We start from the raw sequence: 23,387 nt of genomic DNA on the forward strand, positions 1-23,387 counted from the left end.
ACGACGCGGTCGCCACCCAGGACACCGTCACCCAGATCATCGCCGCCGTCCGCGCGGTGATCCGCGAAGTCCCCCACGCCGCCGAGGTCGCTGCCCTGCAGTGCACCGCGCACGACTACACCGATCCCGGCAAACCCCGCATCGCCTGGAATGACGAGCAGGCCCGCGCCGACCTCGTGGACGCCTTGGTCACCGATGCCCTGCGGCTGCTGGGCCACCTGCCCGAGCAGGAACTGGGCGAGAAGGCGGCGAACGCCGTCGGTCTGCTGGCGCTGGTCGCCGGGCAGGACGTGGAGCCGGCCGAGGACTCCGACGGCCGCGACGGACGCTGGCGCATCAGCCGGGGGACCGCTCCGGGCCGCGTTGTGTCCACCGTCGACTCCGAAGCCCGCCACATCCACAAGACCCGCACCCACCAGCAGGACGGATACAAGGCCCACCTGGCCATCGAGCCCGAGACCGGTTTATACACCGCCGTGGCTCTGCGGCCCGGCGCCGGAGCCGAGCACCACGAGGCCGCCGTCGGCCAGGACCTGCTGGCCGACGAGGAGAGCCCGGTCGACGCCTTCGGCGACACCGCCTACTCCGCCGGCGACCTGCGCCAGGCCCTGCACCAGGCGGGGCACCGGCTGTTCTTCAAGCCCGCTCCGCTGAGGCCCGCCGGCCCCGGCGGCTTCACTCTGGACGACTTCGACATCGACACCGCCGCCGCCACGGTCACCTGCCCCGCCAGGCACACCGTTGCCCTCTCGCAGGCCGGCGGACAGCACAACCAGCGCAAGGGGGCCTTCGGGAACCTGTGCACCGGATGCCCCCTCCGCCAGCGGTGCACGAAGGCCAAGGCCGGCCGCATCCTGACCATCCGCCCCCACCACGACCTGCAAACGGCCGCCCGCCGCCAGGCCGCCACCGACCCCGACTGGCAAGCCGACTACCGCCGCTGGCGACCACCGGTCGAACGCGCCGTCGCCTGGCTCGTCCAGCACGGCAACCGCAGACTCCGCTACCGCGGCACCATCAACAACGACACCTGGCTCCACACCCGAGCCGCCGCCCTCAACCTCCGCCGACTGATCAACCTCGGGCTCACCCGCACCGGCGGCAACTGGCAACTCGCCCCGGCCACCGCATAGCAAAGAGGGGCTGCCCGGCCTCCGGCCGGACAGCCCCTCACCAAGATCTTCATGAGCCTTCTAGAGCGTGTCTCTTTGATGGGTTCATCAGTTGATCGGATGTGCCTGTCCGCTTAGTGATCACTGATGCGATGTGGGATCGGATCGAGCCGCTGATGCCGGCCGATCCGGTCCGAGGACGGCGGTGGGCCGACCACCGCCGCACGCTCGAGGCCATCGCGTGGAAGTACCGCACCAACTCGCCCTGGCGGGACCTGCCCGACGAACTCGGTTCGTTCCGGACCGCTCACAAACGGCTGATCAGGTGGGCCGTCGACGGCACGTGGGGGAGGATCTTCACCGCCGTCCTCGCGGCAGCCGATGCCGCTGACGACATCGGCTGGACCGTGTCGGTCGATTCCACTGTCGTCCGAGCCCACCAGCACGCTGCCGGAGCACTCAAAAGGGGGCTGAAGGCAGGAGCGAGCCCGCCGACCACGCGCTCGGACGCTCCCGGGGCGGGCTGAGCGCCAAGATCCATCTGGCCGCAGACGCCCATGCACGGCCCCTGGCTCTCGCCCTCACCGCGGGCCAGGCCGGTGACGCGCCTGCCTTCGAGACGGTCATGGCCCGCATCCGGGTGCCGAGAACCGGCCCTGGCCGGCCCCGGACCCGCCCCGCCATGGTCCTGGCCGACCGTGCCTACTCATCCCGGGCGATCCGCGGCCACCTGCGCCGCAGGCGGATCCGCGCGGTCATCCCGCAGCCGTCAGACCAGATCGGCCACCGTCTGCGGCGGGGCGCCAAGGCGGACGCCCGCCCGGCTTCGACGTGGACGCCTACAAGCAGCGCAACACCGTCGAGCGGTGCATCAACCGCCTCAAGCAGTGGCGCGCGGCCTGGCCACACGAACAGAGAAACTCGCCATCGCCTACCAGGCCGCCCTCCATCTCGCCGCCATCCTCATCTGGACACGGCGCTGACCACAGAGACAGAACCTAAGGCGGGATGCGGCGTGCGCCTGTTTTATTCCAAGACGCCCTGTTCCAAACCCTGCTTCCGCGGCCACAGGTGCACGCCTGGGCGCACTCAGCTCGGCACGGTATGCCCGGGTCATGAGTGCGCGACGTCCGTATCCGGGTGATCTGTCCGATGCCCGCTGGGGGTTGATCGAGCCGGTTCTGGCGGTCCCCCGAACACGAACTGCGCGAGATCATGGATGCAATCCTCTATGTGGACCGCACCGGTGTGCAGTGGCGCTACCTGCCGCACGACTTCCCGCCCTGGGAGACCGTCTACGGCTACTTCGCCAAGTGGCAGAAGGAGGGGGTGTTTGCCCAGCTCAACGGCCTGCTGCGGGAGTTGGTGAGGCAAAAGGAGGGCCGGAATGCGGAGCCGTCGGCCTGTGTGATCGATGCGCGGAGCGTGAAGACCTCCACCAGCGTCCCCGCCGCGAGCCAGGGCACGGATGCGCGCAAGAAGATCGTGGGTCGGAAGCGGAGCATCGTGACCGACACGATCGGCCTCCTGCTGGCAGTGCTGGTCACCGCGGCCAGTGTTCAGGACTCCGTGGCCGGCATCCAGCTGCTCGACCAGGTTGCCTCCGGGCATCCCGGTATCCGCAAGGTGTGGGTCGACGGCGGCTATCGCCAGTACCTCGTCGAGCAGCAGTGAATTACCCGCCTGCGTGGGCGCAGTGCTGGGAGAGCGGTGTGCCCCCGGCCGGACGGCTGGGGGCACACGGCGTTCGGGGTCGCCCGGGCGGACGGCCGACCGCCGTCCGTCGAGTCCGTCACTCGCGGGTGATGGTGTCCGGTCAGTGACCGTGACCGTGACCGTGACCGTGGCCGCAGCCGGGGAGCCGGAACGAGGCGAGACGCGTGCGCCAGTTCCCGTGGCCCGGCGTCTCCTGGTACTGGTTGGTGTACCAGAACGTGCAGTCGTCCGACGGGTCGATCGCCATGGAGGTGTAGTCGCCCCAGCGGTTGCTCCCGCTCTGGAAGGCCGCTCCGTTGCGCACGGTGGTCTCCTGGAACGTCATGAGGTTCTCCGGATCGTCCGCCAGGCGTGCGGTGACGCGGATCGAGGGGAAGTCCACCGCGGACGACCGCGAGTAGCCCAGGGCCATGTCACCGTCTCCGTCCTGGGCGACGGAGCCCATCCACCGGTAGGTGGCGTCCGGCGCGTAGGTGCTCTGCTGCTCGACGACCGGCACGCCATTGCGCAGCTGCAGCTCGTACCAGCGCGTGCCCACGCCGCCGTTGGCGTCGACCGCGTGGTTGAACACCAGGGACTGACGTCCGTTGCGGAAGTTGCGGTAGGCGAGGCGGTACATGGGCCAGTAGGAGAGCGAGTCCAGTGTCTGGGTGGTGTTGGCCTGCGGGACGCACCGCTCCGGATTCGTGTTCTCACAGGCGCGGGTGTAAGGGGCCACGTGCAGGGTGCCCGGGCCGGTGACGGTGGTCTTGCCCTGGTTTGCCCAGTCGACGTGGAACCGCCAGTACTGCAGGGTGTCGTCGGTGGCGCCCATGGTGACCAGCGTGTTGGGCGTATCGCGCGGGGGAGCGTTCCTGCCGTCGAGGTCGGAGGGAAGCAGGAAGCCGGCGAAGTTGTTGTGGGGCGGCGTCGGAACGTTGTAGCACTGCTGTTGGGCGGAGGCCCCGCGCAGCATCCGCTCACGGTCCCAGGCGCACACTTCCGCGACATCCTGGTCGGCGTTGTTGATGCCTACGTAGTAGGCGTCCGGCCACACCCCGACCTTCGGGTAGTCGGGCAGGTGCCGGTACCGGAAGTCGTAGCGGTGGTAGGAGCCGGTGGCGTCCTCGTTGCTGGAGACGCCCACGCACAGGCGGAACGAGGTCTGCGCCTGGTTGAAGGCGAGCTGGCTGATGATCCAGCGTCGGGCCAGGGTGTCCCAGCGGACCACGGCATCCCCTGAGTTGGTGGTCTGGCACAGTCCGCCGAATCCGCTCCACAGGATGTTCGTCGCCAGCGGCCCGAGTACTGGGTCGCCCGTCTTGGAGTACACCGCCAGCCGGGTGTTGACCACCTCCACGATCTGGCGGGAGCCGACCGAGGAGTTGGGGTCCGGGGGAGTCGGGCCCTCCCCCGGAATGCCCTCGAAGTTGTTGCGCAGCGGGATCCGGGGCCGGGTGCCCTGGTGGTTCTGTACCACCGGATCGGGGGCGAGGTGGTGCGGAGGTTGGCTGCGGAGCGGCCGCAGCTTCTGCCTGGGCCGTTCCGTGTACGGTGCGGTGGGCAGATTCCCGTACGACTCCCACAGCGAACGAAGTGTTGGTGAGGTGTCGTGGTGCACCGCGGCGCCGGAATCGGGGGACCGGGTCGCCGGAGCCGACCGGGACGTGGTGCCGGCAGCGGGCGTGGCGGACCAGGCGGGGAAGACTGCCAGAGCCGGGCTGAGCGCGGCCGCGACGATGAACGAACGCAGGTTACGGAAGACCTGCACGAAGCCTCCAGAGGGGTTGCCGAGCCGAGCCGTTGGCCACGTCGGGTCACGACGAAGGCCGGATGGCTCCGGCGCCTCTGACGTGCTGTCGCGACTCCCTGCGCACTCGGTGCACGCGGCGGGTCACGTGTGTCCGGGACCGTGCCTTCGGGGAACGGGCGGCTCGTCTGGTTTTGGAGCCCAGTTACGCAGCTCGCACCACCGGCGCGGCGGTGACTGCCGTCGTGTCGGGGGCAGCTCACCTGAACAGCGCCGGTCACACGCGGCCGTCCGGGGCAGACAGGCAGGTTTCGGTGGAGCGCCTGTGCCGTGCGCATTCGGCCACGGATCAGGGAGACGCCCCCTAGCCGCGTAGGGTGCTCGGCATGAGCATCATCGGGGTCGGTATCGACGTGGCCGAGATCGACCGGTTCGCGGCGTCCCTGGAGCGGACGCCCACGCTGGCGCAACGGCTCTTCCTGGACAGCGAGTTGCTGCTGCCGAGCGGTGAGCGCCGGGGTATGGCCTCGCTCGCCGTCCGGTTCGCTGCCAAGGAGGCGCTCGCCAAGGCCCTCGGCGCCCCGGCCGGGCTGCACTGGACCGACGCGGAGGTCTTCGTCGAGGACTCCGGGCAGCCCCGGCTGCGGGTGAAGGGGACCGTGGCGGCGCGGGCGGCCGAACTCGGGGTCCGCTCCTGGCACGTGTCGCTGAGCCACGACGCGGGGGTGGCGTCGGCCGTGGTGATCGCGGAGGGGTGACCGCCGGGGGCGGTCGAGCAGACGGCGGTCGCGGGGACGGCGGGCGGTCGCGCGGACGGGCGGCCGGGCGAGTCGCTGGGCGAGGAACCGGGCGGTGATTCCGCGGTCGTCGCGGAGGGCGCTCCCACGCGCCGCCCTTGCGCGTGGGACCCGCCCCCGTGCGCGCGTAGGACCCGCCCCCGCGCGTGCGGGACCCGCCCCATCCGGGGCAGACTCGACCGCATGCGTACTGCCTACAGCGTGGACACGGTCAGGACAGCCGAACGTGAGCTGATGGCGCGGCTCCCCGAGGGCGCGCTGATGCAGCGCGCCGCCGCCGGACTCGCCGCCGCCTGCGCGGACTTGCTGGGCCGGGTCTACGGCCGCCGGGTGGTGCTCCTCGTCGGCAGCGGCGACAACGGCGGTGACGCCCTGTACGCCGGGGCCCGGCTGGCCCGCCGTGGCGCCGGCGTCACGGCGGTGCTGCTCGCCCCCGACCACACGCACCCCGGCGGTCTCGCGGCCCTGCGGCGCGCGGGCGGCGGGGTCGCCCGCCCCGCCACGGCGCAGGAGCTGATCGACCGGGCCGACCTGGTGGTCGACGGCATCGTCGGCATCGGCGGCAAGGGCGGGCTCCGTTCGGACGCGGCGCCGCTGGCCGAACGGGCGGCCCGCTCCCGCGCGGCCGTCGTCGCCGTGGACCTGCCGAGCGGGGTGGAGGCCGACACCGGCGAGGTGCGCGGCGCCGCCGTCCGCGCGGACCTCACCGTCACCTTCGGCACGCACAAACCGGGGCTGTTCGTCGACCCGGCACGTGAGCACGCCGGCACCGTGCGCCTCGTCGACATCGGCCTCGAGCTGCCCGCCGAGCCCGAACTCGAGGCACTCCAGCACGCCGACGTGGCCGCGCTGCTGCCGCGGCCCGCCGCCGAGAGCGACAAGTACCGGCGGGGCGTGGTCGGCATCGCGGCCGGCTCGGCGCGCTATCCCGGGGCGGCCGTGCTCGCGGTGTCGGGGGCGCTGCGGGGCGGAGCCGGCGCCGTGCGCTACGTCGGTCCCGCCGGGCAGGCGGTGATCGCCCGCTTCCCCGAGACCCTCGTCTCCGACCAGGGACCGCACAAGGCGGGCCGGGTACAGGCGTGGGTCGTGGGCCCGGGCGCCGGGGACGACGCGGCCACCGTCGCCGAGGTGCTGGAGGCGGACGTACCGGTGCTGATCGACGCGGACGGGCTGCGGCTGGCCCACCGGGACGCCGTACGCGCCCGCACCGCGCCCACCCTGATGACCCCGCACGCCGGAGAGGCCGCCGCCCTGCTCGGCGTGGCCCGCGAGGAGGTGGAGGGAGCCCGGCTGTCCTCCGCCCGCGAACTCGCCGCCCGCTACGGCGCCACCGTCCTGCTCAAGGGCTCCACCACCCTGGTCGCCGCCCCGGACGGCGGCCCCGTACGCGTCAACCCGACGGGCACGCCCTGGCTCGCCACGGCCGGCAGCGGCGACGTCCTGTCCGGCCTCGCCGGGTCCCTGCTGGCGGCGGGCCTCTCCCCGCTGGACGCGGGCAGCGCGGCCGCTTATCTCCACGGCCTGGCCGGCCGTTTCGCCGCGGCGGGCGCCCCGGCCGGCGCCCACGACGTGGCCGAGACGATCCCGGAGGCCTGGCGAGACGTCCACGACTGACGCCCGCGCGGCGGGACGGCCGACGACGGGACCGACCCGTCCGGGGTGCCCGGCGCGTCCGGCGCGCGCGGGCGCGCCGGCGCCGCAGGAAAGGGAGTGCGCGGTCGGGCCCGGGGCGCGGGCGGGCCGCATCGGTGTCATGGGAGCGGGACCGGGGTGTGCCGCGCGGAGTTCCGGGCCCGGGTGCCGAGGGGGCGTTCCGGTGCTCTGAGACACTGGGGGCGCGATGACTGAGACAGCACACCCGCGGACGGCACCGCTGCGCGCCCGCGCCGAGATCGATCTGGCGGCCCTGCGGGCCAACGTGCGGGCCCTGCGCGCCCAGGCGCCCGGCGCGGCCCTGATGGCCGTGGTCAAGTCCGACGCGTACGGCCACGGCGCCGTCCCGTGTGCCCGCGCCGCCCTCGCAGCCGGGGCGACCTGGCTCGGCACCGCCACACCCGAGGAGGCCCTCGCCCTGCGCGCCGCCGGACTGGCGCCGCCGGTGCGGATCATGTGCTGGCTGTGGACCCCGGGCGGCCCCTGGCGGGAGGCCGTCGAGGCCGACCTGGACGTGGCGGTGAGCGGGCTGTGGGCGCTGGCCGAGGTCCGTACGGCCGCGCGCGCCGCGGGCCGACCCGCGCGTGTGCAGCTCAAGGCCGACACCGGTCTCGGCCGCAACGGCTGCCAGCCCGCCGACTGGCCCGAACTCGTCGCCGAGGCCCTGCGCGCCGAGGCCGAGGGGCTCGTCCGCGTCACCGGGCTGTGGTCCCACTTCGCCTGCGCCGACGAGCCCGGCCACCCCTCCATCGCCGCCCAGCTCACCCTCTTCCGGGAGATGGTGGCCCACGCCGAGCGGCAGGGAGTCCGCCCCGAGGTGCGGCACATCGCCAACTCGCCCGCCACGCTCACCCTCCCCGAGACCCACTTCGACCTCGTCCGCACCGGGATCGCCCTCTACGGCATCTCGCCCAGCCCCGAGCTGGGCGTCCCGGCCGACTTCGGGCTGCGCCCCGTGATGACCCTGGCCGCCTCGCTGGCCCTGGTGAAGCACGTGCCGGGCGGCCACGGCGTCAGCTACGGGCACCACTACGTCACCCCGGGCGAGACCACTCTCGGCCTGGTGCCCGTCGGCTACGCGGACGGCATCCCGCGCCACGCCTCCGGGGCCGGCCCCGTGCTGGTCGGCGGCAAGTGGCGCACCGTCGCGGGCCGGATCGCCATGGACCAGTTCGTCGTCGACCTCGGCGGGGACGAGCCCGAGGCCGGCGCCGAGGCGCTGCTCTTCGGCCCCGGCGACCGCGGCGAACCCACCGCCGAGGACTGGGCGCAGGCCGCGGGCACCATCGCCTACGAGGTCGTCACACGGATCGGAACCCGCGTTCCGCGCGTCTATGTGAACGAGGGACACGAAGGACGCGGTGACGAAGGCCACGCACGGGACGGCGGCCTGGACGGGTAGCAGGACGGGTAACCCGCACAGGGCCCCGGCCCGCGCCACCACCGGCCCCACCGGGCCGGGCACAGGAACGGCGCCGACACCGGCAGCACCAGGACGACCAGAATCACCAGGACGAACGGAGCCGGCACGGCCGGCCACACCCCACCCGGCGAACATCAGTTTGGCGAAGAGGAGCGGTACGTGAGCGAGAGCAGCGCGGGGTCCGTCGCGCAGTCCGCGTCGGCGATCGCCGTCTCCGCCGCGGGGGCCGCCGGCGGCTGGCGCAGGGCGACGGGCGTCGCGGGCGCCGCGATAGGCGTGGTCGCCGCGGGCGCGGCCGCCGGTGTCGCCATCGAGCGGATGACCGTGGGACGCGGCATACGGCGCAAGGCGCGGCTGGCCCTGGACTCGGCGGGCCCCTACGGGACGCTGCGCGGCACCCCCGGCAAGGCGTACGCCGACGACGGCACCGAACTCCACTACGAGGTCGACGAACTCGACCCGGAGATCGCGGCGAGCCTCGCCCCGCGCCGCCGCCGGCTCTTCGGCCGCAAGGCCCCCGCCCCCGTCACCGTGGTCTTCAGCCACGGCTACTGCCTCAGCCAGGACTCCTGGCACTTCCAGCGCGCCGCGCTGCGCGGCGTGGTGCGCACCGTGTACTGGGACCAGCGCAGCCACGGCCGGTCCGCGCGGGGCGTGGCCCAGACGCGCGACGACGTGCCGGTCAGCATCGACCAGCTCGGCCGGGACCTGAAGGCCGTCATCGACGCGGCCGCGCCGGAGGGGCCGATCGTGCTGGTGGGGCACTCCATGGGCGGCATGACGGTGATGGCGCTGGCCTCCGAGTGCCCCGAGCTGATCCGCGACCGCGTCGTCGCCACCGCCTTCGTCGGTACCTCCTCCGGGCGGCTCGGCGAGGTCAACTTCGGGCTGCCGGTCGCCGGCGTCAACGCGGTGCGCCGGGTGCTGCCGGGGGTGCTGAAGGCGCTCGGGCAGCAGGCCGATCTGGTGGAGAAGGGGCGGCGGGCCACAGCCGACCTGTTCGCCGGCGTCATCAAGCGCTACTCGTTCGGGTCACGCGACGTCGACCCGGCGATCGCCCGGTTCGCCGAGCGGATGATCGAGGGCACCCCGATCGACGTGGTCGCCGAGTTCTACCCGGCCTTCACCGACCACGACAAGACCGACGCGCTCACCCACTTCCAGAACATGCCGGTGCTCATACTGGCCGGGGTGAAGGACCTGGTCACGCCCAGCGAGCACAGCGAGGCCATCGCCGACCTGCTGCCGGGGGCGGAGCTGGTGCTGGTCCCGGACGCCGGGCACCTGGTCATGCTGGAGCACCCGGAGGTCGTCACCGACCGGCTCGCCGACCTGCTGACCCGCGTGGGAGCCGTCCCGGCAGGAGCTACCGTGGGTGGCTATGGAAGCACCAGCAGCACCGCACAGCCCGGCTGACCCCGTGTCCGTCGAGATCACCGTCACCTCCCCGGATCAGATGCGGGAACTGGGCCGCCGCGTCGCCAAGCTGCTGCGCGCGGGCGACCTCGTGATGCTCAGCGGGGAGCTCGGCGCGGGCAAGACGACGCTGACCCGCGGACTCGGCGAGGGCCTCGGCGTGCGCGGCGCCGTCACCTCCCCGACCTTCGTGATCGCCCGTGTGCACCCCTCCCTCGGGGACGGTCCGCCGCTCGTCCACGTCGACGCCTACCGCCTGTCCGGCGGCCTGGACGAGATGGAGGACCTCGACCTCGACGTCTCGCTGCCCGACTCCGTGGTCGTGGTGGAGTGGGGCGAGGGCAAGGTCGAGGAACTGACCGACGAGCGGCTGCAGATCCTCATCCACCGGGCCGTCGGCGACACGACCGACGAGGTGCGGCACGTGACGGTGACCGGGCTCGGGCAGCGGTGGTCACCGGTGGACCTGAGCGTCCTGACGGCCTGAACGTCCTGACGGCCTGAGGGTCCTGACGGCCTGAACGTCCTGACGGCCTGAACGTCCCGACGGCCACCCGCCGCTCCCCGGACGCCGCCCGAGCACGCGGACTCTGCGGAGGTGAACATTCCGACAGGGCGTCGGCATGTTCTTGCGTCCGGTGTCCTCGCCGTGGTCACATGGAGGCAGATCGTGGTTAGGCATACCTAACTACCGTCGCCCCCGACCCGCAGGAGGCGCCATGTCGGCCACCGGAAGCACGCCCCAGCCGCGGCCGTACCGGGTCGGCGGTGTCCGTGTGAGCGACCTGCTGGCCTCCTGCGCCGCGGCCGACGTGATCTCACGGCCGCCCCGCGACCCGGAGCCGGCGCCGGAGCGCGCCCAGGACGTCCACGGCACCCGCGACGCCCGTAAGGCGGAAGAACGCGGTGAAGCGGCTTAGCCCTATCGGATGACAACGACCTTCTGCCCGATCGTCGCGAACATCCACATCGTCTCGCCGTCCGCGCGGGACTCGCGGATGCCGCCGGTCCGCACGGCCGGGTCCGGTGCCGGGGCCGCCCCGTCCACCGCCGCGCTGAAGCCGATGACGACCCCGCGCACGCCGGTGAAGCGCACGACGTGCTCGACCAGGGTGCCGTCGGTCCCGGTGACCTGCTGCGACCGGGAGGTGACGGCGTAGGTGCCCGGTGCCGGGTCGACGCTGCCCGGGATGACCGGGAAGGTGTTCTCCACCCGCTCGTCCGCGCTGACCAGCCACACCCGGTCGTCGTCCACCGAGTACACGACCCGCTCACCGACGCCGGAGCCCGAGGGCAGGGCGGTGGGGTTCCTGGAGTCCCGGGGCGCCTTGGTGGCTGTGGGCTTCGCGCTCACGCCGGGCCGGGTGCCCAGGTTCGGGGGCACGCCCGCCTGCGCCCGGTAGGCGAGGAAACCGACCGTGGCGACGGACGCGGCGGTGAGCGCGGCCACGAAAGCCGAGCTGCCCCTTGCCACCGTCGACCACCTCCGTGTCGGGTCGTCACGTCGTGCCGGCCACCTCGGCGTGACGGTAGCAGCCGAGCGGTGTCCGCCCCGGGCGTCCGTGCCCGTGCCGCGGGAGCCGTAGGCTGTTTGCGTGCTCTTGCTCGCTCTGGATACCGCCACCCCCGCCGTCACCGTCGCCCTGCACGACGGGTCGGCCGTCCTCGCCTCGTCGAGCCAGGTGGACGCCCGCCGGCACGGAGAGCTGCTGCTGCCGGCCGTCGACCGGGTGCTCGCCGAGGCGGGGCTGAAGCTGGACGCCGTCACGGACATCGCCGTCGGCGTCGGCCCCGGCCCGTACACGGGCCTGCGCGTCGGCCTGATGACCGCCGAGACCTTCGGGCTCGCGCTCGGCGTCCCCGTGCACGGCCTGTGCACGCTCGACGCCCTCGCCTACGCGGCCGACGTCCCCGGACCCTTCGTCGTGGCGACCGACGCCCGCCGCAAGGAGGTGTACTGGGCGCGGTACGCCGACTCCCGCACCCGTGTCACCGACCCGGCCGTCGACCGGCCCGCCGACATCGCCGACGAGGTCAGGGGCCTGCCCGCGGTCGGCGCGGGCGCGCTGCTGTACCCCGGCACCTTCCCGAAGACCCACGAGCCCGAGCACGTGTCGGCCGCCGCCCTGGCCCGCCTGGCCGCCGAGAGGCTGGCCGCGGGCGAGGAGCTGCCCGCGCCCCGGCCCCTGTACCTGCGGCGGCCGGACGCCCAGGTGCCCAAGAACTACAAGGTGGTCACCCCCAAGTGACGGGACAGACGACGACCGGACCTGCCACCGGCGGTGCCGCGACTCCCGTGCTGCGGGAGATGCGCTGGTGGGACATCGACCCGGTGCTGGAACTGGAGAAGGACCTGTTCCCCGAGGACGCCTGGTCCCGGGGCATGTTCTGGTCCGAACTGGCGCACTCCCGGGGCCCGGAGGCGACGCGGCGGTACGTCGTCGCCGTCGAGGACGAACGGATCGTCGGGTACGCCGGGCTGGTCGCCTCCGGGGACCAGGGGGACATCCAGACCATCGCCGTCGCCCGCGACCACTGGGGCACCGGACTCGGCTCCCGGCTGCTGACCGAGCTGCTGCGGGCCGCGACCGCCTTCGAGTGCGCCGAGGTGATGCTCGAGTGCCGCGTGGACAACGTCCGCGCGCAGAAGCTCTACGAGCGCTTCGGCTTCGAACCCATCGGCTTCAGACGCGGCTACTACCAGCCGGGGAACGTGGACGCCCTGGTGATGCGCCTGTCCACCGCGTCCGGCAGCGGCCCCGCCGCGGGTGCCCCCGCCCCCTCCGACCACGGCGTACAAGGAACCGACATCCATGACTGACATGCGCGACGAGCCGCTCGTCCTCGGCATCGAGACCTCCTGCGACGAGACCGGCGTCGGCATCGTCCGCGGTACCACCCTGCTGGCCGACGCGGTCGCCTCCAGCGTCGACGAGCACGCCCGCTTCGGCGGGGTCGTCCCCGAGGTGGCGTCCCGGGCGCACCTGGAGGCGATGGTCCCCACCGTCGAGCGGGCCCTGAAGGACGCGGGCGTCTCGGCGAAGGACCTGGACGGCATCGCCGTCACCGCGGGCCCCGGCCTGGCCGGCGCCCTGCTGGTCGGCGTCTCGGCCGCGAAGGCGTACGCCTACGCGCTCGGCAAGCCGCTGTACGGCGTCAACCACCTCGCCTCCCACATCTGCGTGGACCAGCTCGAGCACGGCCCGCTGCCGGAGCCCACCATGGCGCTGCTGGTGAGCGGCGGCCACTCCTCCCTGCTGCTGTCCACGGACATCACCTCCGACGTCCGCCCGATGGGCGCGACGATCGACGACGCGGCCGGCGAGGCCTTCGACAAGATCGCGCGCGTGCTGAACCTGGGCTTCCCCGGCGGCCCGGTGATCGACCGGTACGCGAAGGAGGGCGACCCGGAGGCGATCGCCTTCCCGCGCGGCCTGACCGGCCCGCGCGACCCCGCCTACGACTTCTCCTTCTCCGGCCTGAAGACGGCGGTCGCCCGCTGGATCGAGGCCAGGAGGGCGGCGGGGGAGGAGGTCCCGGTGCGGGACGTGTCGGCCTCCTTCCAGGAGGCGGTCGTGGACGTGCTGACCCGCAAGGCCGTGCGGGCCTGCAAGGACCAGGGCGTCGACCACCTGATGATCGGCGGCGGTGTCGCGGCCAACTCCCGGCTGCGCGCGCTGGCGCAGGAGCGGTGCGAGGCGGCCGGGATCCGGCTGCGGGTGCCCCGCCCCAAGCTGTGCACGGACAACGGGGCGATGGTCGCCGCGCTCGGCGCGGAGATGGTGAGCCGGGGGCGTGCGGCGTCGAGCTGGGATCTGTCGGCGGACTCGTCCCTGCCGGTGACGGACCCGCACGTGCCGGGCGGCGACGGCCACGACCACGACCACGTGCACGAGGTGAGCAAGGAGAACCTCTACTCATGACCGTCGCCCTCATGTGGGAGGCGCGCGCGGTCCCCGGCCGGGGCGAGGAGCTCCTGGCCTGGGCCCGCGCACAGGAACTCGCCGCGCGGCCGGTGCGCCGGGAATTCTTCCGTGCCCCGCAGGACCGTGTCCTGGTGGTCACCTGGTGGGACGCGGAGTACGACGCCCACCTCCCGGAACTGCCCGAGCCGGACGGCGAGTTGGTCACCCGCGAGGTGCACCGCTGGCGGTTCGAGTCGGCGGGGGAGGACCGGGGCGGGGCGTAGGGCCGAGGAGGTCTCGGTGATGTCCGGGACGGTCTCGGCTCGCCCGGAGTCTGGCGCAGATCAGTACTGGCGAGTAGCGTGCGCTCACCCCCCGCTTCCCCTCGGTCCCCTCCGGGCCCTGAGCGCGCAAGGAGAAACGGGATGCCGGACGCGTTCCCGTCCCCCGAGTACCACCCGCAGTTCGCGGCCCCACCGTACGAGCTGGCATTCCCCGAGCCGCCGGCGCGACCTGCCCATCCCCCGCGACCGCGGCCGCGGTCCGACGGGGAGAACCCTCCGGCGCTCGGCCGCCTCGACGAACTTCGCCCTCTGCGCGGTGCCTACCGTCTGCAGCGCCGCGTGCCGGCCCTCACGGCGCTGGGGTACTTCACCCTCTTCCTCGTCCTGTCCGCGTTCGTGCCGTCGCTGGCGACGCGAACCGTCTCGGGCGGTCTGACCACGGGGCTGCTGCTCGGCCTGCTCCAAGTACCCGTCACCTGCCTGGCCGTCGCGCTGTACGAGTACTCGGCGCGCCGCAGGATCGATCCGCTCGCGGGCCGCATCCGCGAGCAGGCCGAGCGTGGCGCCGGGCGGGGAGGGGCACGGTGACCGGTCTCAGCCACTCGGCGCAGGCGATGTCCCTGGTGGCGTTCACGACGGTCGCCACGATCACCCTGTTCCTGTGCGTGATGACGGGCCCCGACAGGGACGACCTCGACGAGTTCTACACGGGGTACGGGTCGCTGTCGCCGATGCGCAACGGCCTGGCCATCGCCGGGGACTACATATCCGCCGCGACCGTCCTGTCGACGGGCGGGGTGATCGCCGTCTTCGGCTACGACGGCGTCGTCCTGGCGCTGAGCATCGCGCTCTCCCTCATGCTGCTGATGTTCCTGCTGGCCGAACCGCTGCGCAACGCGGGCCGGTTCACGATGGGCGACGTGTTCGCGCTCCGGATGCCCGGACGCAGCGTGCGCATCGCCGCGTGTGCCGCGACGATCACGGCGCTGGTGCCGATGATGCTCATCCAACTGGCGGGCACCGGTGATCTGATGGCGTTCGTCCTCGGCTTCTCCAGCGACTCGCTGAAGACGGCTTGCATCGTCGGAATCGGCGCCCTGATGATCAGCTACGCCGCGATCGGCGGCATGAAGGGCACGGCCCTCATCCAGATCCTGAAGATCGTGATCCTGCTCGGCTCCGGTGCCGTCGTGGCCGCACTGATCCTCCGGCAGTTCGACTGGGACCCGGGCGAGCTGTTCTCCGCCGCGGCGGCCCACGGGGACGTGGGGCCGGCCTTCCTGCGCTCGGGTCTCCAGTTCGCGGGCGGCCCCGAACCCCGGCTCGACATGATCAGCTCAGAGCTCACCGTCGTCCTCGGCAGCGCCTGTCTGCCCCATGTCACCATGCGCATGTACACGGCACGCAGCGCCCGGCAGGTGCGCCGGTCGATGTCCTGGGCGGTGCCCAGCGTGGCCCTCTTCATGCTGATCGTCACGGTCGTCAGCTTCGGCGCGACGGCGCTGGTCGGGCGCGCCGCGATCGCGGGCGCCGACCCGACGGGCAGGACCGCGTATCTGCTGGGCTCGCGGGCCGCGTTGGGGGCGGAGGTGTCGACCGCCGAGACCTTCCTGTTCACCGTCGTCACGACGGCCCTCTTCCTCACCCTGCTCGCGTCGGTCGCCGGGATGATCCTGGCCTGCGCCAACACCCTCGCGCACGACCTTCTCGCCAGCCTGGCCAAGCGCACCACCCCACGCCGCGAGATGACCATCGCCCGGGTGTCCGCGCTGGCGGTGGGCGCCCCCACCATCCTGCTGGCCACCCTCGTCCAGCACCGCAACCTGCAGCCGCTGGCCCTGTTGTCGGCGTCCCTGGGGGCCTCCGCGCTCGCGCCCGCCCTCGTCTACAGCCTGTTCTGGCGGCGCTACACCCGCACCGGGCTGCTGTGGACCCTGATCGGCGGATCCCTCGCCACCGTCGTCCTCATGACCGGCACCAACCTGGTCTCCGGATCCCCCGCCGCCGCCTTCCCGAACGCCGACTTCAACTGGTTCCCGTTCACCACCACCGGCCTGGTCTCCGTCCCCCTCGGCTTCGCCCTCGGCTGGGCGGGGACGATGGTCTCCGGGCGGCGCAAGGCGGAGGAGCAGCGCCGGCAGTACGAGGCGGTCGAGGCCTGGATCCTGGCGGGGGCGACACGACGAGCGGGCTGACGCCCGGACCGTAGCCCTGCTCCACGCTCCGGAAGCACCCCGCGAGCGGCCGGAATCGGGCCCGGAGTGGCGGCGGACCACGCGGGCACGACCCCTGGGCACCGGCCGGTGGGACCGGCCGGTGCCCGGCCGGAACTCTGCCGTGGTGCCGGGCCGCTGCCGAGATGCAGGGGCCGCTGCGCGGAGTCAGCATGGAAGGGGAAGCGGGGGGCGACCGGGGGATGATGTGGCGGAGGATCTTATGGCAGACAACGAGGCATTCGTCCGCGGCCTTTTCCAGGCGTGGAACAACCGCGACTACGACTCCATCGCGGGCTCCGTGGCGCCCGACTGCACCCTCATCGACGAGGGCAGCGGCAGGACCCTGCAGGGCCCCGAGGGCTTCACCCAGCTGGCCAAGGCACTGTTCGAGGCCATGCCCGACGGGAAGTTCACCCTGGACCACCTCACGGCGCAGGGGGACACGGTGGTCATCGAATACACGGGCAGCGGAACCCAGACCGGCGACCTGAAGCTGAACGTCGGCACCGTGCCCGCCACGGGACGCCCGGTCACGGTGCACGCGGTCGACGTCTACGAGGTGAAGAACGGCAAGGTCCAGGAGGCCCGCGCCTACCTCGACTCCGGCTCGATCATGGCCCAGCTCGGCCTGACGGAGCGCATGGGGGCCTGACCCTCAGTCAACTACGTCCGGCTGCGCCGCGGTCGTCCCGCAGCGCAGCCGCCGGTCCGTGCCCAGCACCCGCACCGGACCCGTCAGGGTCAGCCGGGCGGTGTGCCGTACTTCCGCGGCGGACGAGGCTGGAACCCGGCGAACTCCGGGTTGGGGGAGGCGCCGAGCAGCACCGCACCGCCCGCGGGGTGAGCGGGACCCGGCCCCGCGCGGTCTCGAAACTTTCGAAGCGGGGGGCCGCGGGCCCGGCCGGCGCCCTGCCGGAACATGAGATTTTCCGAAGAAGTGCACCTCAGCGCGCCGCTTCTCACCATCCCCTGATAATCCGGACTTACGTTCCTCCTCGAACGGGCACACGACGCGGGAAGCGACGTGGGAGACGACGCGAGGGGGCGGCGTGACGGGACAGGACGGCACGGGGAGCGCGGGCGACGCCGGCGAGGGCGGCACAGGGAGCGCCGGCGAGGGCGGCACAGGGAGCGCGGGCGAGGGCGGCGGCGGGAGCGGCGGAGGCGAGGACGCCGCCATACGCACCGGCCGGCGGCCGGCCGCGCTGAGGGCCGCGGGCCTCGCTCTCGCGGGCGCCCTGGTGCTGGGCGTGGGGACGGCGGGCTGGGCGTACTGGCACCTGAACCACAACATCAGGAGCGTGGACATCGGCAACGCGCTCGGTGACGACCGGCCGGCCCGGCCACAGGCCTCCTCGGCGGCGTCCGCGGTGCCCGCCGCCGCCCTGCCGAGCGGGGCGCTGAACATCCTGGTGCTGGGCTCGGACTCGCGCAGCGGCGAGGAGAACCGCAGGCTCGGCGGCGGCGACAGCGAGGGCGCTCGCTCCGACACGGCGATGGTCGTGCACGTCGACGCGGGCCGCCGGACGGCCACTGTGGTGAGCATCCCCCGGGACACACTGGTGACGCGCCCGTCCTGCCCGCTGCCGTCCGGCGAGCGGACGGACGAGGCGGACGCCGTGATGTTCAACAGCGCCTACGCGGTCGGCGGCCCGGTGTGCGCGGTCAAGACCGTCGAGTCGCTCACCGGCGTCCGCATGGACCACTACCTGGAGATCGACTTCTCGGGCTTCGCGAAGCTCGTGGACGCCCTCGGCGGCGTCACCGTCACCACCGGCGAGGACATCGACGACGACCGGAGCCGTCTGCACCTGCCGGCGGGCACCCACCACCTGGACGGCACCCGGGCGCTGGCCCTGGCCCGCACCCGGCACGGCATCGGCGACGGCAGCGACCTCGGCCGCATCGGTCTGCAGCAGGAACTCGTCAAGGCGCTGCTGGAGCAGATCCGGGCCACCGGCCTGCCGGCCGATCCGGCCCGGCTCTACCGGGTCGCCGACACGGTGACCGGCAGCCTGACGACGGACACCGGCCTGGACTCGCTGGGCGAGCTGACCCGCCTGGGCCAGAGCCTGAGGGGCCTGTCGGCCGGCCGGGTGAGAACGGTGACCATGCCGGTGGTGCCGGCCCCGTCCGACCCCGACCGGGTGGTGGCCGAGGAACCCGCGGCGAGCCGCCTCTGGGCGTCCCTGCGCTGACCATCCACCGTCCACCGCCGACAGGAACCCCCACCCACCTGCGGGAACGCCCCCGGAGAAAAATCCTCGGGAAAATCCGGCGCGGGTGTCGATTCCCGGTGTCCCCGTTCGACGCACGGGTGAGAGGCGGGGAAGGGCCCCGTACTCGACCCGAGGAGACACCATGCCGCGCTACCTGTCGCTCGTGAAGATCGACGAGTCCACCGCTCCCGCCGAGGGCCCGAGCTGCGAGCTGACGCAGCGGATGGGGGAGCTGATCGAGGAGATCACCAAGGCCGGGGTCATGCTCGACACGGCCGGGCTGACCCCTTCCGCCCAGGGCGCCCGGGTGCACTGGGAGGGCGGGAAGATCTCCGTCACCGACGGCCCGTTCACCGAGTCCAAGGAGGTCGTCGGCGGCTACGCGCTCATGCAGTGCAAGGACATGGCCGAGGCCCTGGAGTGGACCAAGCGGTTCCTGAAGGTCCACGAGGACTTCTGGACGGTGACCTGCGAGGTGCGGGAGATCGCCGAGGGCTGAGTCCTCCTTGGCCGGGGGCCGCCGGGGGTGTTGCATGGGGAACTGTGGAAGTGGACAGGCAGCCCATCGGGCCCTCCGGCGCCCTCGAAACCGTCTTCCGGCTGGAGTCGCCGCGCGTCGTCGCCGCCGTGGCCCGGATCGTGCGGGACGTCGGCATCGCCGAGGAGCTGGCCCAGGACGCGCTGGTCGCGGCGCTGGAGCAGTGGCCCCGGGACGGGGTGCCGGACAACCCCGGCGCCTGGCTCATGACCACCGCCCGCCACCGCGCCGTCGACCTGGTGCGCCGCCGGGAGCGGTACGCCCGCAAGCTGGCCGAGATCGGGCGCGACCTGGAGACCACGTCCGGGCCGGAGGAGCCCTCCGGCCCGGACGACATCGACGACGACCTGCTGCGGCTGGTCTTCACCACCTGCCACCCCGTGCTGTCCGCCGAGGCGCGCATCGCCCTCACCCTGCGGCTGCTCGGTGGCCTGACCACGGCCGAGATCGCCCGCGCCTTCCTCGCGCCCGAGCCGACGGTCGCCCAGCGCATCGTGCGCGCCAAGCGGACGCTGGCCACCCGGAACATCGCCTTCGAGGTGCCGTACGGACCCGACCGTGAGGCCCGCCTCGGTTCCGTGCTCGACGTCATCTACCTCGTCTTCAACGAGGGTTACGCCGCCACGGCCGGCGACGACTGGCTGCGCCCCGCCCTGTGCGAGGACGCGCTGCGCCTGGCCCGGCTGCTGAGCGGGCTGATGCCCAAGGAGCCCGAGGTGCACGGGCTGGCCGCGCTGCTGGAGTTCCAGATGTCGCGCGCCGCCGCACGCACCGGCCCGGACGGCGAGCCGGTGCTGCTCAAGGACCAGAACCGGCGCCGCTGGAACCGCATGCTCATCGCCCGTGGCGTCACCGCCCTGGCCCGCGCCGACGCCGTGGCCACCGGAGCCCCCGGCCCCTACGTCCTCCAGGCCGCCATCGCCGCCTGCCACGCCCACGCGCTCACCTACGAGGAGACCGACTGGCCCGCCATCGCCACCCTGTACGGCCTGCTGGCCGCCCGGTCCCCGTCCCCGGTGGTGGAGCTGAACCGCGCGGTGGCCGTCTCGATGGCGGACGGCCCGGCCCCGGCGCTGGAGATGGTCGACGCCCTCGCCGCCGAACCGGCCCTGCGCGACTACCACTTGCTCCCCAGCGTCCGCGGCGACCTCCTGACCCGGCTCGGCCGCCCGGCGGAGGCCCGCGCGGAGTTCGAGCGGGCTGCGTCCCTCACCCGCAACACCCGCGAACGGGCCCTGCTGCTCCGCCGCGCGGCCGCGTCCGGCTGAGCCGCCGGGCGCGCTCACCCGTCCGGCCCGGCCCGCGCCGCCCCCGTCAGTCCGCCGGGTGGCCGAGCAGCATGGTCGGGGCTCCCGCGACGCGGGTCAGGAACACCGTCGCCGTGTTCCGTCCGTGCGGCTTGGGCAGCACCTTGCGGCGCAGTTCCTCCGGTTCGACCGCCGAGCCCCGCTTCTTCACGGTCAGGACGCCGACCTCGCGCTCCCGCAGCAGGGCCTTCAGCTTCTTGACGTTGAAGGGGAGCCGGTCGGTGATCTCGTAGGCGCGCGCGTACGGCGTGGGGCGCAGGGTGTCGGCGGTGACGTAGGCGATGGTCTCGTCGAGCAGGCCCCCCTCGAGCTCCTCGGCGGCCTCGGCGACCAGGTGGGCCCGGATGACGGCGCCGTCGGGCTCGTACAGGAAGCGGCCGACGGGGCGGACCTCCGGGTCGGGCAGGCCGCGGCCGAGCAGGGTGCGCGGGCCGGGGAGCAGGGTGGCCCGGACGCGGCCGGGCTCGGTGCCGAACCAGAGCACCGCCTCCTTCACGTCCCCGCCGTCGGAGATCCACTCGGCCTCGGCCTCGGCGGGGACGGCCTCGTGGGGGATGCCCGGGGCGACCTTCAGCGCCGCCCGGGGGGCCTCGAGCGCGGTGTTTACCGCCCAGGACAACGGCGGCGAGTACGCCTCGGGGTCGAAGATCCGGCCCCGGCCGCCGCGCCGCGCGGGGTCCACGAAGACGGCGTCGTACGCCGAGGTGTCGACCTCGGTGACATCCGCCTCCCGGACCTCGATCAGGTCGGCCAGCCCCAGCGCCTCGGCGTTCGCCCGCGCCACGGCCGCCGTCAGCGCGTCCCGGTCCACGGCCAGCACGCGGATCCCGGCGCGGGCGAGCGCGATCGCGTCCCCGCCGATCCCGCAGCACAGGTCGGCCACGGAGGTCACGCCGAGGTCCCGGAACCGGTGCGCCCGGTGGGTCGCCACGCTCGTCCGGGTCGACTGCTCCACCCCGTTCGGCGTGAAGAACATTCGCTCCGCGTCCTGGGCCCCGAACTTCGCCGCCGCCCGCTGCCGCAGCCGCGCCTGCCCCAGCGCGGCCGACACCAACTCGGCTGGGTGCTCGCGGCGCAGCCGGGTGGCGACGGCGAGCTCTCCCGCGGGGTCGGTGCCGCGCACCTCGTCCAGGAGGGCGCGGCCCTCGGGGGTGAGCAGCGGGGCGAAGTCGCGCAGGTGGTGGTCGTTCACCGGCTCATTGTGGGCCAGTCGGTGGACGGTGCGCCTCCCGCCGCGGTGTCGGCTCGGGTTCCGAGCGGAAGCCTGCGAAGATCCGGCGCCATGGGAGTAGTAGTACAAAATGACAAAAAGCGCCCCCCGGTGGCGGTGCGCCGGAAGGCCGTGCCCCGCGGTGGTCTCGCGCTCCTCGTGGCCGCCGCCCTCGCCTCGGGCTGCACGCCCTCCCCCACCCGGATCCGGCCGGCCCCGGGCCAGGAGCCCCTCCTCCAGGTGCCCCCGGCCCGCGCCCTCCACTCCTACGCCGGACGCCTGCGCGCCGCCTACGAGGCCCGGGCGGCCGCCGCCCGGCGCTGGGGCCTCGGGCGGGTCCCGCTCACACCCCCGCCCCCGCCCGCCGTCAAACCGAGGATCCACGCCCGCCCCGGCTTCGAGGTGACGAACCAGGAGGAGTGGGACCTGCCCCCGGTCTTCACGACCGTCCCGACCAGGGAGCGCGTCGTCTTCCTCACCATCGACGACGGCGCGGAGAAGGACCCGAAGTTCCTGGAGATGATGCGGGAGCTGCACATCCCGTACACCGCCTTCCTCAGCAACTACCTGGTGAAGGACGACTACGGGTACTTCCGGACGGTGCAGGCCGACGGCAACACCCTCGACAACCACACCCTGCACCACCGCTACCTGCCGGGACTGTCCTACGAGGACCAGGTGCGCGAGATCTGCGACATGCAGGACATCATGCGGCGCCAGTTCGGCAAGCGGCCGAAGGTCTTCCGCCCGCCCTACGGCAACTACAACCAGGACACCCTGGACGCCGCCAAGTCCTGCGGCATCGAGTACGCGCCGATCTGGAACGAGGAGGTCTTCGTCGACCGCTGGGAGTACCGCGAAAACGACCAGCGGATCCACCCCGGCGACATCGTCCTCACCCACTTCCGCGGGCCGGGGGAATGGAACGGCACGATGATCGACGACATGCGCCGGTTCCTGGACAAGGTCACGGCCGAGGGGTACGCGGTGGCCCGGCTGGAGGACTACCTGTGAGCCCGCGGCGCGTGGCCGCGGCCCTGCTCGCGGCCGCGCTGCTGACCGGCTGCGCGCCGTCGGTCGACCCCATCGAGCGGCTCGGCAGGAAGGCGGCCCAGCGGGTACGGCCCGCGGACCCGGCCGCCGAGCAGCCCTACCGTCGCTGGGGCCTGACGGCCCCGCTGCCCGCGCCCCCGCGCCCGTTCGCCCGGCCCCGGCTCACCGGCACCGCCGGCCCGGGATCGCCCCCGGTCGTGGACCACGTCCGGACCTCCGACAAGGTCGTCTTCCTCACCTACGACGACGGGGCGGAGCGTGATCCGCGGTTCGTCGACATGGTCCGTGAACTGCGGCTGCCGGTCAGCATGTTCCTCACGGACCGGGTCGTCGGACCGGAGTACGGGCACTTCGCCCACCTGATGTCGGTCGGCGCGGACCTCCAGAACCACACCCTCGACCACCCCTCGCTGCGCGGCCTGCCCTACGCGAGCCAGCGCGCCGAGATCTGCGGCCAGCGGGACAAGCTGCACGCCCGCTTCGGCGTCCGCGCCCGCCTCTTCCGGCCGCCGTACCGCGCCTTCGACCGCACGACCCTGCGCGCGGCGGCCGACTGCGGGGTCTCGGCGGTCGTCCTGTGGCGCGCCTCGATGTCGGACACCGACCTGCGCTTCACCCACGGCCACCACGGCCTGCGCCCCGGCGACATCCTCCTCGTCGCCTCGGACGACGACGACCTCGACGGCCCGACCCTGCGCGAACGCACGACACGCCTGCTGCGCCGGATCCAGGAACGGGGTCTGACGGTGGGGCGGCTGCAGGACTACCTGTGACGCAAGAGAGCCTGTCGGGGGCACCCCCTGCTCGAA

At 73.3% G+C, this 23,387-nt stretch carries 22 protein-coding genes and 2 pseudogenes; 21 read left to right on the forward strand and 3 right to left on the reverse strand.

The genetic code is table 11. The annotated features are described in order from the left end of the window. The 3 genes and pseudogenes from ACIPM1_RS03160 to ACIPM1_RS03170 all read left to right on the forward strand — a co-directional run. On the forward strand, nt 1-1,133 hold a 1,133-nt coding region (locus ACIPM1_RS03160; protein WP_402428197.1), incomplete at its 5' end, for a transposase. Nucleotides 1,134-1,264: 131 nt separating this feature from the next. Beyond that, nucleotides 1,265-2,095, forward strand: a pseudogene (locus tag ACIPM1_RS03165) (IS5 family transposase). Nucleotides 2,096-2,227: 132 nt separating this feature from the next. Beyond that, nucleotides 2,228-2,777: pseudogene (locus tag ACIPM1_RS03170) on the forward strand (IS5 family transposase); the annotation flags it as partial. 151 nt (nt 2,778-2,928) lie between these two features. On the opposite strand, the gene ACIPM1_RS03175 reads toward ACIPM1_RS03170, so the two are convergent. Then, on the reverse strand, nt 2,929-4,578 hold the full coding sequence (locus tag ACIPM1_RS03175; protein WP_402428200.1) for a hypothetical protein: 1,650 nt from the start codon (nt 4,576-4,578) through the stop codon (nt 2,929-2,931). A gap of 365 nt (nt 4,579-4,943) precedes the next feature. Between ACIPM1_RS03175 and ACIPM1_RS03180 the strand changes: the two genes are divergently transcribed. The 6 genes from ACIPM1_RS03180 to ACIPM1_RS03205 all read left to right on the forward strand — a co-directional run bounded on the left by ACIPM1_RS03180 (nt 4,944) and on the right by ACIPM1_RS03205 (nt 10,766). After that, entirely contained in the window at nt 4,944-5,315 is a 372-nt protein-coding gene (locus ACIPM1_RS03180; protein WP_356193736.1) for a holo-ACP synthase, read from the forward strand. A 222-nt stretch (nt 5,316-5,537) separates the two neighbouring features. After that, a complete protein-coding gene (locus ACIPM1_RS03185) occupies nt 5,538-6,968 on the forward strand; it encodes an NAD(P)H-hydrate dehydratase (RefSeq protein WP_402428203.1) in 1,431 nt (476 codons plus the stop codon). A gap of 226 nt (nt 6,969-7,194) precedes the next feature. Beyond that, the gene (gene alr, locus ACIPM1_RS03190; protein WP_356193741.1) at nt 7,195-8,409 is read left to right on the forward strand and encodes an alanine racemase; all 1,215 of its coding nucleotides are present in this window, start codon (nt 7,195-7,197) and stop codon (nt 8,407-8,409) included. Between the two features lie 180 nt (nt 8,410-8,589). Continuing rightward, nucleotides 8,590-9,846, forward strand: a complete 1,257-nt coding sequence (locus ACIPM1_RS03195) for an alpha/beta fold hydrolase (RefSeq protein WP_402428207.1) — start codon at nt 8,590-8,592, stop codon at nt 9,844-9,846. Then, nucleotides 9,812-10,333: a tRNA (adenosine(37)-N6)-threonylcarbamoyltransferase complex ATPase subunit type 1 TsaE gene (tsaE, locus tag ACIPM1_RS03200; protein WP_356193746.1), complete on the forward strand. Its 522-nt coding sequence runs from the start codon at nt 9,812-9,814 to the stop codon at nt 10,331-10,333. Before ACIPM1_RS03195 ends, tsaE begins: the two co-directional genes overlap by 35 nt. A gap of 232 nt (nt 10,334-10,565) precedes the next feature. Continuing rightward, complete coding sequence (locus ACIPM1_RS03205; RefSeq protein ID WP_356193748.1) at nt 10,566-10,766, forward strand: hypothetical protein; 201 nt, start codon at nt 10,566-10,568, stop codon at nt 10,764-10,766. A 2-nt stretch (nt 10,767-10,768) separates the two neighbouring features. Here the strand turns inward: ACIPM1_RS03205 and ACIPM1_RS03210 are convergent, their stop codons facing one another. Continuing rightward, nucleotides 10,769-11,320, reverse strand: coding sequence for a hypothetical protein (locus tag ACIPM1_RS03210; protein ID WP_402428210.1), 552 nt, complete (start codon nt 11,318-11,320; stop codon nt 10,769-10,771). A 121-nt stretch (nt 11,321-11,441) separates the two neighbouring features. Between ACIPM1_RS03210 and tsaB the strand changes: the two genes are divergently transcribed. The 10 genes from tsaB to ACIPM1_RS03260 all read left to right on the forward strand — a co-directional run bounded on the left by tsaB (nt 11,442) and on the right by ACIPM1_RS03260 (nt 20,276). Beyond that, nucleotides 11,442-12,095 (forward strand): tRNA (adenosine(37)-N6)-threonylcarbamoyltransferase complex dimerization subunit type 1 TsaB, encoded by a 654-nt coding sequence (tsaB, locus tag ACIPM1_RS03215; protein WP_402428213.1) that lies wholly within the window; start codon nt 11,442-11,444, stop codon nt 12,093-12,095. 59 nt (nt 12,096-12,154) lie between these two features. Then, nucleotides 12,155-12,667, forward strand: a complete 513-nt coding sequence (gene rimI, locus ACIPM1_RS03220; RefSeq protein ID WP_402429365.1) for a ribosomal protein S18-alanine N-acetyltransferase — start codon at nt 12,155-12,157, stop codon at nt 12,665-12,667. Continuing rightward, nucleotides 12,660-13,769: a tRNA (adenosine(37)-N6)-threonylcarbamoyltransferase complex transferase subunit TsaD gene (tsaD, locus tag ACIPM1_RS03225; RefSeq protein ID WP_402428216.1), complete on the forward strand. Its 1,110-nt coding sequence runs from the start codon at nt 12,660-12,662 to the stop codon at nt 13,767-13,769. The genes rimI and tsaD overlap by 8 nt, the downstream gene beginning before the upstream one ends. Beyond that, nucleotides 13,766-14,035: a hypothetical protein gene (locus ACIPM1_RS03230; protein WP_402428219.1), complete on the forward strand. Its 270-nt coding sequence runs from the start codon at nt 13,766-13,768 to the stop codon at nt 14,033-14,035. Before tsaD ends, ACIPM1_RS03230 begins: the two co-directional genes overlap by 4 nt. Before the next feature lie 141 nt (nt 14,036-14,176). Continuing rightward, on the forward strand, nt 14,177-14,623 hold the full coding sequence (locus ACIPM1_RS03235; RefSeq protein WP_402428222.1) for a DUF485 domain-containing protein: 447 nt from the start codon (nt 14,177-14,179) through the stop codon (nt 14,621-14,623). 26 nt (nt 14,624-14,649) lie between these two features. Next, nucleotides 14,650-16,230, forward strand: coding sequence for a cation acetate symporter (locus ACIPM1_RS03240; protein WP_402429367.1), 1,581 nt, complete (start codon nt 14,650-14,652; stop codon nt 16,228-16,230). A gap of 241 nt (nt 16,231-16,471) precedes the next feature. Continuing rightward, nucleotides 16,472-16,903, forward strand: coding sequence for an ester cyclase (locus ACIPM1_RS03245; protein WP_402428225.1), 432 nt, complete (start codon nt 16,472-16,474; stop codon nt 16,901-16,903). A 526-nt stretch (nt 16,904-17,429) separates the two neighbouring features. Next, a complete protein-coding gene (locus ACIPM1_RS03250) occupies nt 17,430-18,449 on the forward strand; it encodes an LCP family protein (protein WP_402429370.1) in 1,020 nt (339 codons plus the stop codon). A gap of 163 nt (nt 18,450-18,612) precedes the next feature. Continuing rightward, nucleotides 18,613-18,969 carry a YciI family protein gene (locus tag ACIPM1_RS03255; protein WP_356193763.1) on the forward strand — a complete coding sequence of 119 codons (357 nt, stop codon included), beginning with the start codon at nt 18,613-18,615 and terminating at the stop codon, nt 18,967-18,969. Nucleotides 18,970-19,019: 50 nt separating this feature from the next. Then, nucleotides 19,020-20,276, forward strand: coding sequence for an RNA polymerase sigma factor (locus tag ACIPM1_RS03260; protein WP_402428228.1), 1,257 nt, complete (start codon nt 19,020-19,022; stop codon nt 20,274-20,276). Nucleotides 20,277-20,322: 46 nt separating this feature from the next. On the opposite strand, the gene ACIPM1_RS03265 is transcribed toward ACIPM1_RS03260, so the two are convergent. After that, entirely contained in the window at nt 20,323-21,492 is a 1,170-nt protein-coding gene (locus ACIPM1_RS03265) for a methyltransferase domain-containing protein (protein WP_402429373.1), read from the reverse strand. Nucleotides 21,493-21,597: 105 nt separating this feature from the next. Here ACIPM1_RS03265 and ACIPM1_RS03270 point away from each other — a divergent pair, with 105 nt between their 5' ends. Then, nucleotides 21,598-22,539 carry a polysaccharide deacetylase family protein gene (locus ACIPM1_RS03270; RefSeq protein ID WP_402428231.1) on the forward strand — a complete coding sequence of 314 codons (942 nt, stop codon included), beginning with the start codon at nt 21,598-21,600 and terminating at the stop codon, nt 22,537-22,539. Next, entirely contained in the window at nt 22,536-23,351 is an 816-nt protein-coding gene (locus ACIPM1_RS03275; RefSeq protein WP_402428234.1) for a polysaccharide deacetylase family protein, read from the forward strand. Before ACIPM1_RS03270 ends, ACIPM1_RS03275 begins: the two co-directional genes overlap by 4 nt. The last annotated feature ends 36 nt before the right edge of the window (nt 23,352-23,387 follow it).

The sequence above is a fragment of the Streptomyces sp. NPDC086766 genome, from assembly GCF_044746005.1.
Lineage (GTDB): Bacteria > Actinomycetota > Actinomycetes > Streptomycetales > Streptomycetaceae > Streptomyces.